This is a genomic window from Mesorhizobium sp. M7D.F.Ca.US.004.01.2.1 (assembly GCF_003997785.1).
GTDB classification, from domain to species: Bacteria; Pseudomonadota; Alphaproteobacteria; order Rhizobiales; family Rhizobiaceae; genus Mesorhizobium; species Mesorhizobium loti.
In genome coordinates this window covers 1-14,448 of the sequence record NZ_RZRQ01000032.1, presented here as the reverse complement: position 1 = coordinate 14,448, position 14,448 = coordinate 1, and the positions used below count along the sequence as shown (strand labels likewise).

The window sequence follows — 14,448 nt, the reverse complement described above, 5'->3', positions numbered from 1 at the left end:
CCTCTGGAGAGCGCAAGGTTTCTGGAACCGCCCAAGGCGAAGGCGTCATATCCCGCCATCAAGATCAAACCGACGCCTCGGTTGTGTCCCGGGTGGTCGCTGTCGGCGGACCGGGAATGAGCGATGGGTCATCTGGCAATTCCAGCGTTGAGATCTCCTCGTCGCTGTAAGCGAGCAGGGACGCGAAATGCCTGTCCTGATCTTCCCTGAACAAATCTCCGACGACGCCCCGCACCAAGCGGGGGATGCCGTAGCGCATGCCGCTGATGGAGGCCGCCGACAACCCCATGCTGAGGGTCGCGCCATAGCTGAAATTATGAATGCGACGCAGATAAGGTGCCACTCCGGGCCTGCGTTCCTGAAACTCAAAGCCCGCGCCCAGATAAGGTGCTCGACCCAGGTAGGCGTCCGCCTCATCCGCGGGCGGCATGAAGACGTCGTTCCAGGTGGCGATCTCATTGGCGATGCCGGCAAGCTCAGGACGTAGATGCAACGCATGGGATATCCCGGTGCCAACGATCAGGAAATCGAAGTGCATCCGCCCTTTGGGGGTGTCGACGACGATCTCATCACCATCCAAAGCCACAGCAGTCCAGGCTGCGCCGGTATGCAGCGAGAAGTTCGCATGGCGCTTGCAGCGCCAGAACGTGTCCTGTGGCGGCGGCTGGCTTACCGACGTGACCTGACGCAGGAAGCGCCAGCGGGCCAGGTCGGGCAGCGACGCGAAGTGACCGAGAAAACCTGGGGTCTCCATCCATTTATGGACATTGACGCGTGGAAAGGTCTCCTTGCGAAGGCAGAGTGATACCTGTACAGCCCCCCGCTCAAGCGCCACCGCCGCATTGTCGAACGCCGACGCCCCGTTCCCCAAGACCCCGATTCGGCGCCTGGCAAGAGCGCCGAAATCGATTGCATCAGCGGTGTGGGCGTAGCGATCGCGCGGCAGCGCTGCGCTCACCACCGATGGAACTTCCCATCGGCCGCTGCCGTCGAGGCCAGTACAAAGGATGAGCTTGCGTGCCAGGTATTCGTTGCCATCAGCGGCCCGCAGAGAGAGCCCTGCCGCCGGCGCGGGCGCGATGTCGATTATGCGGCTGTCGTTGCGCACCGGAATGCCCAGCACGCGCCGGTACCAGATCAGATAATCCTGCCACATACCTCGCGGAATCTTTGTGAGTTCGTCCCAGGCTGATCTGCCCCACTGCGCTTCGAACCAGGCGCGCGGCGACAGCGACGGATTGCCGAAGTCCAACCCACTAAGTATCTTCGGCGTTCGCAGGGTGATCATCCGTGCGAACGTTGTCCAGGGGCCCTCCTCCCCCTCGCGGGCCGCATCAAGTACGATGATATTCGTTACCTGCTCGCGCATAAGCCCATAGGCAGCCGCAAGCCCGCTCTGCCCGGCTCCGACGATCACGACATCATAGACATGCCCCCTCGGGGACGTCGTCTCGGGCATCCACGGCCGGTTCGGGAAGTCTATGAAGGCATTCTGGCGCTTGACCAGGCTTTCGAGCTCCTCCAGACTCATGTGCTGCGCCCCCAGGCCAAGCTGCCCCTCGCGCCATTTGCCGAAAAGACGGTCAGCGCTATCGTGTCGAGATCAAAGGCGGATGGCTGTCTCATCGGCTCTCCAGGTGACCCGCGGTCGCCTCAGCGCGCCGCGATCACTCTTCAGAAGCCGAAATTAACGTGGCCGCCATGCGCCCGGCGATAGCATCGCGCGCACGACTTGTTGCGTCTCGGGGCTTGATGGATGCAGCCGTCCAGCATGCTCGCATCGAGCTTTTCAAGGCTGGATCGCCATAAGCGCTGGGCATTCTAATCTGGCATCTGGGATCCAAAATGTGCGCGATGCTGGCCGGGGCTGGTGCCAAACGATTTGCCAAATCGCCGCAAGAACGTTGCCTCATTCCCAAAACCACATCGGGCGGCGATATCTTTCATGGGGTGATCGGTATTGAGAAGCAAATGCCGCGCCGCCTCCAGGCGCAGCGCTTCAACCACCTTGCTCGGTGTGCGTCTCGTATGACTGCGATAGTGCCGCAGGAAACTGCGCTCGCTCATGTTCATACGTGTTGCGAGCACAGGGATCGACAAGTCTTCAGCAAGATTGGCACTCATCCAGGCATGAAGGTCGGAGAAGCGACCGCTCTCGGATTGCAATGTGAGGGGAACACTGAATTGCGCCTGGTCGCCCGGCCGCTTCAAAAACATCACAAGGTTGCGGGCAATTTCGAGCGCCACGGCCTGTCCAAGATCCTGTTCAACCATCGCAAGCGCGAGGTCTATTCCCGCGGTCACGCCGGCAGATGTCCAGATATGACCGTCATTGATAAAGATGGGACCCCTTTTCACGAGCACCTTGGGAAAACGGCTCTCAAGGTCGTCATAGGACTGCCAGTGTGTCGTTGCCCGGCGCCCATCGAGCAGCCCAGCAGCAGCCAATGCAAAGGCTCCGGTGCATACCGACGCTAGCCTGCTCGCCTTTTTGGCATGCACCTCGAAAATGGACTTGAACCGGTCCCCCTCGCAAAAGGCATGAATGCCCGGTCCACCCGGCACAATCAATGTATGCGGCGCCGCCGTATCCTCGCTTAACGCGTCGGTATGAATGGAGATACTTGCGGGCATCTCCACAGAACCAGCAGGCGACAGGACAGAAACATCATAAGGCTGATGAGGTCCATCGACGACGAGATTTGCAGTGAGGAACACATCGAGCGGCCCGGATATATCCAGAAAACTCATCCTAGAGAAAGCAATGAGTTGCACCGACTTCGTTGGTGGCATGTGTGGACCTTTGTTCCGCGACGGCATCCATGAGCAACATGGGGCGATTGATTGCTCAGTACCGATTTTGGCGGAAATCGTCAATTTATTGTCGTTTACGCCAAGCAACGGGCCACTAAGCTGCGGACTGCAAAAGGATGTTTGCGGATTGGAGTCCAAAGTGAACGAGATTGCAGATCGCCCCATCAAGGTGGGCGTGCTTATCGAACCTGGGGTTTTGTTGATGGACGTCGTTGGGGTCCAATCGGTCTTAGGATTCTCATCAGGCGTGGAGCTTTACCACGTGGGAAAGACCAAGGAGTTGATCCGCGCATGGGGTGGCCTACCGCTGGCCGCAACGACAACATATTCGGAGTGCCCGCAGTTGGACGTTCTTGTGGCGGGAGCCATGGCGCCGCAGGTATATTCAGATCCGCAAACCATTGCCTTCGTTCAAGAGCAGGCCATGCACGAGCCCTACTTTATCGGGATTTGCGCTGGCGCCTTGCTATTTGGCGCGGCTGGTTTGCTGCAAGGCAAGCGCGCAACAACCAATCTTCAATGTATCGATCGCCTGTCTGAGTTCGGCTGCGACGTCGTCGAGGGCGGTTCCGTGGTTGAAGACGGCAAGCTGTTTACAGCTGGTCCCGCGACTGGCGGCTTTGAGGCAGCTCTTCTCGTTTTGTCTCGCCTTCGTGGTGAGCATGCAGCCAAGTTGCAGGAACTGAACGTTGAATACCACCCCAAGGCAATCTTCGGCGTCGGCACGGCAGAATTGGCGGGGCCGGAGCTTACGGAAGAAGTCAAAGTTTTCGGCAAGGGCTTCTTCTCGCAATGCGTGAATGAGGCAGTTTCGAAATATCAGCAGCGGCCAGGCTCCGGTCAGTCTGCTGCGATGTAACTACGCGAGGATTTTCGTCGAGCTGTAGCGCAATACGGCAGCAGCTCGACGGGGTCACCTATCGCTTGCGTAGCGGTTACGACTGGATCGACCACAAACCCAGCAAAAGAGAGAGAGAAACCATTGGCTAATGCAAAAACGGCGCAGACTCGAGCATTCGAGTTCATCAATCCTGCCAGCCTCTATGACCCGTCGGCTTACGGCTATTCGCATGTTGCCCGGCTCGGCACGGGAGCCCGTATCGCATTTATAGCTGGGCAAGGCGGTGAAACGCCGGACGGGTCACTTTCACCTGACTTCCGTCTTCAGGTACGGCAAGCCCTCGGGAACCTTGCGGTCGCTGCGGCCGCTGTCAACGCCGATCTGCAGAGCGTCATCAAACAAACGATGCTGGTCGTCGATCACGATGAGAAGAAGCTTCACATTCTCGGCGAGGAGTTCGCACGTGCTTATGGTCCTGGCATGATGCCGACGGCCACGCTAGTTCCGGTTCCGCGCTTAGCCCTCGAAGGTATGCTTTTCGAGGTGGAAGCGATCGTGGCGATCTCAGCAGACTAGCTGTGGACGGCCGAGCGGCTGATCGGTGGTTTCGAGCCACGTGGAGGTAGGCTTCGTGGGGCGCAAGCATCTAACGATGCGCATGAAGCAACGGTCGATCTACTATCGACACCCGCCCGAGCTGGCGGGCGCGAAATTTCAAGCATTGGAAAGGACTGACCATGACGACGCTTCTGGTGTTTGAATTCGGGTTCCGCGGGCCGTGGGGCGAAGAGATGGCCCGTGTGCTAGATGGATTGGCCTTGGACATCGCCAATGAGCCGGGGCTGATTTGGAAGGTGTGGACCGAGGCGGCTGATCGAGGTGTCGCGGGCGGAGTATATCTGTTCGACAGCGTCGCGCGCGCGCAAACGTATACAGAGAAACATTCCGCGCGCTTGAAGGATTTCGGCATCACCGACATCGACGTCCGCTCGTACGGCGTCAACGAATCGCTGTCCATGGCCACCCGGGGGCGATGAGCGATATGCAGACGATTGCGTGGTGCGAGACAACACGAAGCGGCGCCGCGCTGACTGCCTGCGTCATCGAGAACGAGGATCTTTGGCTGACGATAAAGCACAGGCGTGAACGGCCGCTGCCTTTGGCTGCCGAGTAGTCCTGCGGTTGATCTCACGGGCTATTGAGGATGATCCAGCGGTGCCATTTCGAGAGCATCTATCAATCCGAGGCGGTCGCCTCCGGCACCGCGCTTGGACGGGCGACACGACATGCCGCGCCGAGCGACGTCTCGCTGCCCAGGCGCCTTTCGAACAATGGCGATTCGGCGCGGCATGTCGTGGAGGCCGCGCGGACGGGTGATGCGGCGGCTCGCCAACTGGTCAAGCCAAGTGGCTCCGCATCGGCTTACCAACCTCTTGCATCTCTTTTCGCCCCGACCTGATCGTGATGGGCGGCGGCCTTTCCTACGGCTTCGACCTCCTGGCGCCGACGATCCGGGTGACCGTCGAGGAGCGCGCCATGCAAGCCTATCGCGACGTGCCGATCGTGCGGGCCGATCTCGCCGCCCGGCTCGCCAAATGGTCGCCTCGCTGACAGGCTGGGCCGACGATGCCATCCCTGACCTTCTTCGGCTGCCCAAGACAACACCATCTGCCTTTGATGCAGCCAGGATCGCTTGTTACACAGCAGAACCTGAGCCGTCTCGAAATCGATGACCGGGCGACGAAGGCTGTGGCGTCCAAAGCGAGTTTCGGCAGGCGGCCGGATGGTTGTCGTCTTGCGCGACTGACGAGAACGGGACAGGCGTGATGCGTGCCCCGAGCGGTGGGAACACCATCTCCCCTGGCCGTTCGGCGGGAACGTTGGTGTTTGGAAGTGATATTTTCGTTGGTTCAATGATGAGCGGATCGGAGGGCGGCGAGTGAGTCCGGGATGGCTTGCCAGTCGGGTTTTCCGGGTGCGAAACGCGCCCTTAGATAGCCCACGAGGTCAATCAGATCGGCATCATGCAGCACGCCGCCGAAGGCCGGCATCGCCATGACGCCGAAATCACCCGCGTCTGTCCTGAGCGGCGAGGCTGCCGGCGCGAACACGCCTTCCAGGACGGCATGGAGCAGATTCTCCGGCGCGTCGGCATGCAGATTGGTGTTAAGGGCAAGCGACGTGATGGGCGACGTTTCCGAGTGACAAATCTCGCAAGCGCCGGCAAACAGGCGCGCACCCCGAGGGAAAGCCACTGCCGCGTCCGGTGCGGCCAGATTTGCGGCGGCGATGATGCTCTGGACCGACGCGCCACTCGCGGACGTTTGACCGCCAACGTTGAAGCTCGCAAGGTAGACCGCCATCGCTCTGATGTCCGCATCCGGAAGCGGTGCCATCGAATCGATCACATGAGCCATCGGCCCTCCCGCCGCTCCGTGTGCGGCGGAATGCCCGGTTCGCAGATAATCGTAGAAAGCCCTTTCGTTCCAGGTTACGGGCGAAAAGGATTTCGCCGTAAGCGCATGCGCGTACCAGCCGTCTGCGGCGCCACCAGCAAGATGCATTGACCCCTTGATCTCTCCGCCGATGGCATTGCGCGGCGAATGGCAGGCGCTGCAGTGGCCAAGCCCTTCCACCAGTTCCGCGCCCCGGTTCCACGCGATATCGCGGGTGGGATCAGCCGGTGCCGGCGACGACGACAAGAAAAGCGCGTTCCACCCGGCCATTAATGGCCGCATGCCAAAGGGAAAACGCAGCTGTGTTTGCGGTGCTTTCGCCGCTGTCGCCGGCTGGGCCATCAGATAGGCATAGAGCGCCTCGAGATCGGCTTCGCTTGTTTTGGCAAAGGATGTGTAAGGATGTGCCGGATAGAGGTGATGTCCGTCGCGGGCGACGCCCTGGCGCATCGCCCGGGCGAAAGCCGGATAGGACCAACTGCCGATGCCGGCCGCTTCATCCGGGGTGATGTTGGTGGCGTAGACGATACCGAAAGGGGTTTCGAGAGCCCTACCCCCCGCGAACGGCCTGCCGCCGGCGCCGACATGGCAGACGTTGCAGGCTCCCACCGCAGCCGCCAGTCGGCCACGCTCGATCGTCGCAGGCGAAAAGACGTCGGGTAGCGGACGCGCCACCGGGGCTATGGCCGCATTGAATGGAAAAATCCCCGCGCCGAGGGCGACAGCGCCGGAAAGGGCGCCGGCGAGTGGCCAGGCGAACCTCAGGCTCGAACGTTTGGCCGTTCGCCTGTTTTCGTTCGATGGCGGCGGGATCGTCAGCGGATTCAAGGCAGCGCGCACGCGTTCCGGCGTCAGCGGCAGCTCGCGAAAGCGCACGCCTGTGGCGTCGAAAACCGCGTTGGCAATGGCGGCGGCACTCGGCACCGATGCGGACTCGCCGGCGCCCAAGGGCGGCTCGTCGGGGCGCGGGATCATCAGCACGTCAATGTCCGGCACCTCGGGAAAGCCGATGATCGGATAGGCGCCCCATTCCAGGCTGGTGACAGCGCTGGATGAGAAGTTCACCTCTTCCTTGAGAACCCGGCTGGTCGACTGGATGACGTTGCCATGGATCTGGTGACGCACGCCGTCAGGGTTGATGACCGCGCCTGTGTCCTGCCCGCAGACAACTTTGGTCACGGCGATCTCGCCCGTCACCTTGTTCACCGCCACGTCGGCGACCCAAGCTGCCCAAGCCGCCGCCTTCCCGGGGAAAGGACCATGGACATAGACAGCATAAGCAAAGCCGCGCCCGTACAGAATGTCGCCCTCGTGGCCATGCGTGCCCGGCTTGATGTGGGGCTTCCATCCGGAGCGCTCGGCCACGGCTCGGACCAGATCGATCGCGCGCGGATCGGTGAGATAGCGCAGGCGGTATTCCACGGGATCGACTTGAGCCGCCGTAGCCAACTCGTCGATGAAGGATTCATGCGCAAAGCTGTTTGGCAGCGCCGAAACGCCACGAAACCACGAGGCGCGAGCCAGCGGCGGCATATCGTGGACAGTGACGCGCAGATTGCCGAATGCGTAGGGAGGAACAGCTGTGCGATCTCCCATCAGCGCGACTTCGGGGACCGGCGAGACCTTTCCGGTCAGGATCAGCGGAAGGGTTGGTGCCAGATTGGACGGATAGCGGGTTTCGAAGTCATAGGCAGCCGGACCACCCTCCTCGTCCAGGCCGCCGCGCACGTCGATGATCTGCGCGGCACCCTTTGGCTCCCACGCGTGTTCCTGCTCGCGGGTAAGTTGGACGCGCACCGGCCGCCCGACTGCCCTGGACATTAGAGCGGCGTCAGCAGTTACGTCGTCAGCGCAGTTGCGTCCGTAGCATCCAGCGGCTTCCAGCCGTTCGACGACGATCCGCTCTTCCGATATGTCGAGAAGTTTTGCCAGGTCGGTGCGCATCGGAAATGGGTTCTGCGTGCCCGACCAGACGGTCAGGCCGTCGTCGCGCCAGTCGGCGACCGCACAGGACGGTCCGATCGAACCATGCATCTGGTAAGGCCAGACATAAGTGCGCTGCATCGGCTCGGCTGTCGCGCCGAGGCCGCGTTCAACATCTCCTCGATCGGCCAGCTTTCGGGCTGTCGATGGATTCCCGCGCAAGGCCGCCTCGGGCGTATTGAGGTCGGGCATATCGGGGGCGCTGCGCCACTCCACCTTGAGACTCTGCATTGCCTCGATGGCCTGCTCCTCGCGTGCCGCAACCACGCCGACGAAGTCGCCTATCACCACCACCGCCACCATCCCCGGCGCATCTGCGACCGAGTTCTCATCCACCGAAATCAGGCTGGAGCCGACATGAATACCGGAGTCGAAACCGGCATAAGGCGGCCTGACGACGCGGCCGTGCAGCATGCCGGGCAGTCGCACGTCGTGGACATAGGTGAACCTGCCGGTGACTTTGGCTGGTATATCGCTTCGCGGCTGGGAACGGCCGACGATCCGGTATTGCGCCGCCCGCTTTACGGGTGCGCGCTGATCGATGAAGAGGCGCGTGTTGCCGCCTGCGATGAGATGACCAAAGGTAACGAAGCGGTTTTCTTCCGAATTTGCCGCGCGGATCACCCCGTCCTCGATGACCAGGTCTTCCGCCTTCATGGCAAACCGCGCGGCAGCCAGTTGCAGTAGATGGGCGCGGGCGGTCGCAGCGGCAGCTCGCAGCGGCTTTGCGGTGATCTGGATGGTTTCGCTGGCAATCGTCGCGCCCTGATCCGGTGCGGCCGCGGTCGATCCAAGCACCATCCGGACGCGTTCGAATGGAACGTCCAACTCCTCGGCCACGATCTGGGCCAATGCGGTGCGGATCCCGGTGCCTAGATCGACATGACCGTTGAACGCGATGACACGGCCGTCCGCGTCGAGCGCAAGGAACAATTCGTCGTCCCTGCCCGCCAAAGAATTTGGGCGCAGAACCAAAAGCGTATCGGGACCTTTCAGATAGGTCGCGACAGACCGATCACGCGGGCCGGTCATGAAGCCGCCTCTTCGACGTTCGCGCTCGCGACCTTGGATGTGGCGAGCGCCGCTTCGCGCACGGCGGCAAGGATTTCGAGATGCGTGCCGCAGCGGCAAAGATGGTGACGCAGGGCGGTTCGAATGGCGGTCTCATCGGGACTGGAATTGCTTCTGAGCAACGCCACGGCGGCGACAATCATGCCGTTGATACAGTAACCACACTGAGCGGCGTTGTTTGCGATAAACGCGGCTTGTACGGGATGCGGGTGCTGCGGCGTTCCGAGCCCTTCCAATGTGGTGATGGGCCGGCCGGTGGTCGCGCCGACCGGCACCGTACACGAGCGAACCGCGGTATCACCGACGAGGACCGCACAGGCTCCGCACTCAGCAAGGCCGCAACCGTATTTTGGGCCATACAGGCCGAGGTCGTTTCGCAACACGAGGAGGAGCGGCGTCGACGGTGCGACGGAGACCTGGACTGCCAATCCGTTGACCTTCAGCGCAATCAAGGCCGCCATCCTGACTTGCTGAAACCTGCAATCACTATGGCGTACTTCAGTCGTTCGGGTCTGTATCGTCGCCGAGCAGGCGAAGCGTGTGGAGAAGTGCCATACGCTCGGCAGGATTGAGGGGCTTCAAGGTCAGTTCGGTGACATCTCTCGCATGAGGCACGACAGCTTCCAGCAATTGCAGACCGGCGGCCGTGATGGAGACGATTACCTTGCGCGCATCCGCGCCGTCCTTCGAAAATGCGATCAAGCCGCGATTCTTCAGCCTGTCGATGATCCCGCGAATTGTGCCCTGATCGACGCTTGTTGCCTTCACGAGTTCGCCTTGCGACTGAGGGCCGCTGTCCTTTAGCGCACACAACGTCGAAAATTGAACTGCCGTCAGCTGCGGATCGCCGGCATTCGCCTGAAAGATTGCGAGATGTCGCTGATAGGCCCGCCGAAGCAGGTAGCCGACCTGGTCCGTGAAAACATAGCGATCCGCATTCTCGATGCGATCCGCTTGGTTTGGCCTGTGATCCGGCACCGCGTGTCCCACTCCAAAGTCGTAGCATCCGACGCATGCATAAAACGCCGTCGTCGCGCAATGCAAGACAGCTTCCGCTGCTTTCATATTCGATTTCCGAGACACATTGCCCGACAGTCTGTTGGAAGCCGGACCTGCAGGGATCAAGGCGCGGTTGCCCGCGTCCCGTCCTTTTTATCGGGCCCCAAGCCGCACCAGAGCCCCATCGTGAACGTGCCAAAAAAAAGTGCATACACTATAATACTCGGTTTGCAGGTTATGTCAAAGGCGCCGTACACAGCGAAAGTCCTCCTCTGATTCCTCATTTTACGATTGACATTTACAGTGTGTACTCTCTAAATGTGCAGATTGTCGCAGCTGTGATCTCATACGGGAGGGTCGACAAGCCCATGCCAATCCAAACGCAAATTGCCGTCATTGGCGCTGGCCTCGGAGGCGCCGCCGGCGGCGCCCTTCTTCAGCAAGCCGGCTTTCAGGTCGATGTATTCGAACAAGCGCCCGCATTCTCACGCATCGGCGCCGGCATCCATATGGGTCCCAATGTCATGCGGGTGTTTCGTCAACTCGGGATGGACGACGCTGTCGTCGCCATGGGATCGAAGCCCGATTTCTGGTTCAGCCGTGACGGGCGCTCCGGCGAGTATCTTTCCCGAATTCGGCTCGGCGCGTTCGCCGAAAAAGAGTATGGCGCTCCCTATGTGACCATCCATCGCGGCGATCTGCACGCGCTCCAGGTGTCGCTGTTGCGGCCGGAAAACCTGCACTTCGGCAGGCGGCTGGACGCGGTCGCGGACAATGGCGCCGGCGTCGAACTCAGCTTCGCCGACGGCACTCGGGTCACGGCCGACATCGTTATCGGCGCCGACGGCATCAACTCGAAGGTCCGCGAAGCTCTGCTCGGCGAGGAAAAGCCGAACTACAGCGGCTGGGTCGCCCACAGGGCGGTGATTTCGTCCGACAAGCTGAGACGCTACGGCCTGGACTTCGAAGATTGCGTGAAATGGTGGTTCGAGGACCGCCACATGATGGTTTACCACACCACCGCGGACCGCAGTGGGTACTACTACGTCACCGGCGTTCCCCACCCGGCCTGGGATTTCGACGGGGCGTTCGTACCGTCGAGCCGCGAGGAGATGCGGCAATCCTTTGCCGGTTGCCATCCGGTCGTCGAAGCGCTGATCGACGCCAGCGACGAGGTCACCAAATGGCCGCTGCTCAACCGCAAACCATTGCCGGTCTGGAGCGAGGGGCGGATGGTGCTGCTCGGCGATGCCTGCCACCCGATGAAGCCGCATATGGCGCAGGGTGCGGCCATGGCGATCGAGGACGCGGCCATGCTGGCGCGGTGTCTCGGCGAGACCGGGACCGGCAACCACGCATCGGCCTTCGCCCTGTACGAAGCAAACCGCAGGGATCGCGCCTCGCGCGTGCAGGCGGTTTCCAACGCCAATACCTGGCTGCGCAGCCAGGAAGACCCGGCCTGGGTGTTCGGCTACGACGTCTATGAGACGCCGCTGCAGAGCAGCGAGGCGGCGCAGTGAGCGCGGCAACGGTCACAGGCGCCAATGTCGCAGCCAACGGCATCCGCCAGCACTACCTGCGTTATCGCGGAACGGGGGCGCCGCTGGTGCTGGTGCCTGGCATCACCAGCCCGGCCGTGACGTGGGGCTTTGTCGCCGAAAGGCTCGCTCGTGAATTCGACGTTTACGTCCTCGATGTTCGTGGGCGCGGCCTGTCGCAATCTGGCCCGGACCTCGACTATCGCCTCGACAGCCTCGCCAACGACTTGTCGGGCTTCATCGCGGCGCTCGGCCTTTCCGGCGTGACGGTGCTCGGCCATTCGATGGGCGCGCGTATCGCGATCCGCGCGGCGACGCGCAACCCGGCCGGCATGGCACGGCTGCTGCTCGTCGACCCGCCCGTCTCAGGCCCAGGCCGCCGACCCTACCCTTCGAAGCTTGCCTGGTATGTGGATTCGATACGACAGGCGGAAAGGGGCATGGACGCAGAGGCGATGCGCACCTTCTGCCCCATCTGGAGCCGCGAGCAGCTCGCGCTTAGGGCCGAGTGGCTGCACACCTGCTTTAAGCCCGCCATCGTGACGGCCTTCGAAGGCTTTCATACCGATGACATTCACCGCGATCTGTCCGGTCTTCCCGTCCCTGCTGGCCTGATGGTGGCGACGCGCGGCGGCGTCATCGAACCCGCCGACGAAGCGGAAATTCAGTCGCTCAACCCCGGCATCCGCATCGAGCACGTGCCCGATGCCGGACACATGATCCCCTGGGACAATCTCGAAGGATTTCTGGCCGCGGCTGACCGGCTGCTCGGAACCGCACTGGCAGCGAGGAAAGCGGCATGACCACGAGACCGTTCCGGATCGGCCAGATCGTGCCGAGTTCCAACACGACAATGGAGACCGAGATTCCGGCGATGCTTTTGGCTCGCCAAGGCATCCGGCCCGAGCGCTTCACCTTCCATTCGAGCCGCATGCGCATGAAAACGGTCAGCAAGGACGAGCTCGCCGCCATGGACGGCGAGTCCGACCGTTGCGCCGCCGAGCTTTCGGATGCCCGCGTCGATGTGCTGGGCTATGCCTGCCTGGTCGCCATCATGGCGATGGGACTTGGCTATCACCGGCAGGCGGAGGCGCGGCTGCGCGGCCGCACGCAGGAGAATGGCGCCGACATTCCCGTCGTCACCAGCGCCGGTGGGCTGATCGACGGCCTCAAGGTGCTCAAGGCCAAACGCATCGCGGTCGTGGCGCCTTATATGCGGCCGCTGACCGAACTCGTGGTCAACTACATCCGGGAGGAGGGTTTCGAGGTCGCCGACTGGCGCGCGCTGGAAATCCCCGACAATCTCGACGTGGCGCGCCACGATCCCGAAAACCTGCCCGGCATCGTTGCCGGCATGAACCTTGAAGGCGTTGACGTGGTCGTGCTGTCGGCTTGCGTGCAGATGCCGTCGCTGCCCGTCGTCGCCAAGGTCGAAGCCCTTACCGGAAAACCCGTGCTGACGGCGGCGGTCGCCACCACCTACGGCCTGCTGAAGGCGCTCGGCCTGGAGCCGGTCGTTCCCGGCGCCGGCGCGCTGCTTTCCGGCGCGTACTGAGGGAGGTGGCGTTGACTCAACGGGCAATTCCCATCGAGGCGGAAACGCAGGCGGCAGCCGACAACTACAGCGGCGTCTGGGGCCATCGCATCGGCTTCGGGCGCAAGCCCGCGCTGCTGGTGATCGATTTCATGAAGGCCTACACGACCCCCGGCGCGCCTCTCTTCGCGCAGGGCGTGGTTGAAGCCGTCGCACGCACGCCCGAGCTGCTGGCGGCGGCGCGCCAAGCCGGCATGCCGGTGATCCACACCAACATCCTCTACCGCGCGCCGAACTGCGCCGACGGCGGGATCTGGGTGAAGAAGGCGCCGGTTATGGCGGCCCTGGTCCCCGGCAGCCCGCTGGCGGAGTTCTGCGACCGCGTCGAACCGCTCCCAGGTGAACTGGTGGTCACCAAGCAGTATGCCAGCGCCTTCTTTGGCACCAGTCTCGCGCCGATGCTGCATGCCGATGGCATCGACACGGTCATACTCGCCGGCTGCTCGACCAGCGGCTGCATCCGGGCAAGCGCCGTCGATGCCGTCCAGCACGGCTTCCGAACCATCGTGGTCAGGGATTGCGTTGGCGACCGGCACGCCGGGCCGCATGAAGCCAACCTGTTCGACATCGATGCCAAATATGGCGACGTCGTCGGCCTGAAAGAGGCGCTGGACGAAATCGGGCGCGCCGGTCAGCGAAGAGCGCCCAAGCAGAAAGCATAACCGAATCCCATGGGCCGCGACGCCGCCCACATTGCAAAGGAGATCGCTGAATGGACCGCAACGTTCTGACTGAAATCTGCCTGCACCAGCTCACGCTCAGCGGCGTGCATGAAGGAGAGAAGGTCATCGTGCTGTCGCAAGGCGGCGAGCGGCTCGACTATGCCGACGCCTTCCTCGCCGCCGGCCAGCGCCTCGGCGCACGCATGTATCACATGCGCCTGCCCGCGCCGTTGCCCGGCAATGGCGCCTGGGCGGTCGGCGAGACCGGCCTGGCGGCCAATCCTGAGGCGGTCGAAGCACTGAAGCAGGCCGACATGGTCGTCGACCTTATCTTTCTTTTGTTCAGCCCGGAGCAGATGGCGATCCAGGCGGCCGGCGCGCGCGTCTTGACGGCCGTCGAACCCGCGCCGCTGCTTGCCCGGCTGCTGCCAACCAAGGAATTGCGCGAGCGCGTTGAGATCGGCGAGGCGCTTCTGGCAAAGGCCAAGAC

The 14,448-nt window shown here is 62.3% G+C and carries 13 protein-coding genes and 1 pseudogene; 9 read left to right on the top strand and 5 right to left on the bottom strand.

Annotation, left to right across the window (positions count from 1 at the left end; translation table 11 throughout):
- Positions 1–64: 64 nt before the first annotated feature.
- Both EN993_RS07920 and EN993_RS07915 read right to left on the bottom strand, forming a co-directional pair.
- On the bottom strand, positions 65–1,531 hold the full coding sequence (locus tag EN993_RS07920) for an NAD(P)/FAD-dependent oxidoreductase (protein ID WP_127262856.1): 1,467 nt from the start codon (positions 1,529–1,531) through the stop codon (positions 65–67).
- A 290-nt stretch (positions 1,532–1,821) separates the two neighbouring features.
- Positions 1,822–2,751, bottom strand: a complete 930-nt coding sequence (locus EN993_RS07915; protein ID WP_245468689.1) for a helix-turn-helix domain-containing protein — start codon at positions 2,749–2,751, stop codon at positions 1,822–1,824.
- 13 nt (positions 2,752–2,764) lie between these two features.
- Between EN993_RS07915 and EN993_RS07910 the strand changes: the two genes are divergently transcribed.
- The 4 genes from EN993_RS07910 (at position 2,765) to EN993_RS37695 (ending at position 5,266) form a co-directional block, all read left to right on the top strand.
- On the top strand, positions 2,765–3,673 hold the full coding sequence (locus tag EN993_RS07910; RefSeq protein WP_245468687.1) for a DJ-1/PfpI family protein: 909 nt from the start codon (positions 2,765–2,767) through the stop codon (positions 3,671–3,673).
- 123 nt (positions 3,674–3,796) lie between these two features.
- Positions 3,797–4,231: a Rid family hydrolase gene (locus EN993_RS07905; protein WP_127262854.1), complete on the top strand. Its 435-nt coding sequence runs from the start codon at positions 3,797–3,799 to the stop codon at positions 4,229–4,231.
- Between the two features lie 161 nt (positions 4,232–4,392).
- Positions 4,393–4,692: a monooxygenase gene (locus EN993_RS07900; RefSeq protein WP_127262853.1), complete on the top strand. Its 300-nt coding sequence runs from the start codon at positions 4,393–4,395 to the stop codon at positions 4,690–4,692.
- Between the two features lie 424 nt (positions 4,693–5,116).
- Positions 5,117–5,266, top strand: coding sequence for a hypothetical protein (locus EN993_RS37695; protein ID WP_245468686.1), 150 nt, complete (start codon positions 5,117–5,119; stop codon positions 5,264–5,266).
- Positions 5,267–5,565: 299 nt separating this feature from the next.
- On the opposite strand, the gene EN993_RS07890 is transcribed toward EN993_RS37695, so the two are convergent.
- Genes EN993_RS07890 through EN993_RS07880 form a run of 3 tightly spaced genes read right to left on the bottom strand, consistent with a single transcriptional unit; the run spans position 5,566 to position 10,143 of the window.
- Entirely contained in the window at positions 5,566–9,126 is a 3,561-nt protein-coding gene (locus tag EN993_RS07890; RefSeq protein ID WP_127262852.1) for a molybdopterin cofactor-binding domain-containing protein, read from the bottom strand.
- Positions 9,123–9,626: a (2Fe-2S)-binding protein gene (locus EN993_RS07885; protein WP_127262851.1), complete on the bottom strand. Its 504-nt coding sequence runs from the start codon at positions 9,624–9,626 to the stop codon at positions 9,123–9,125. The genes EN993_RS07890 and EN993_RS07885 overlap by 4 nt, the downstream gene beginning before the upstream one ends.
- Positions 9,627–9,663: 37 nt before the next feature.
- On the bottom strand, positions 9,664–10,143 hold the full coding sequence (locus tag EN993_RS07880; protein ID WP_127262868.1) for a MarR family winged helix-turn-helix transcriptional regulator: 480 nt from the start codon (positions 10,141–10,143) through the stop codon (positions 9,664–9,666).
- 389 nt (positions 10,144–10,532) lie between these two features.
- Between EN993_RS07880 and EN993_RS07875 the strand changes: the two genes are divergently transcribed.
- The 5 genes and pseudogenes from EN993_RS07875 to EN993_RS07855 all read left to right on the top strand — a co-directional run.
- Complete coding sequence (locus EN993_RS07875) at positions 10,533–11,684, top strand: FAD-dependent monooxygenase (RefSeq protein WP_127262850.1); 1,152 nt, start codon at positions 10,533–10,535, stop codon at positions 11,682–11,684.
- Positions 11,681–12,505 carry an alpha/beta hydrolase gene (locus EN993_RS07870; protein ID WP_127262849.1) on the top strand — a complete coding sequence of 275 codons (825 nt, stop codon included), beginning with the start codon at positions 11,681–11,683 and terminating at the stop codon, positions 12,503–12,505. The genes EN993_RS07875 and EN993_RS07870 overlap by 4 nt, the downstream gene beginning before the upstream one ends.
- Positions 12,502–13,257 (top strand): Asp/Glu racemase, encoded by a 756-nt coding sequence (locus EN993_RS07865; RefSeq protein ID WP_127262848.1) that lies wholly within the window; start codon positions 12,502–12,504, stop codon positions 13,255–13,257. The genes EN993_RS07870 and EN993_RS07865 overlap by 4 nt, the downstream gene beginning before the upstream one ends.
- Positions 13,258–13,268: 11 nt before the next feature.
- Entirely contained in the window at positions 13,269–13,958 is a 690-nt protein-coding gene (locus EN993_RS07860) for an N-carbamoylsarcosine amidohydrolase (protein WP_127262847.1), read from the top strand.
- Between the two features lie 50 nt (positions 13,959–14,008).
- Positions 14,009–14,448, top strand: a pseudogene (locus EN993_RS07855) (leucyl aminopeptidase); the annotation flags it as partial.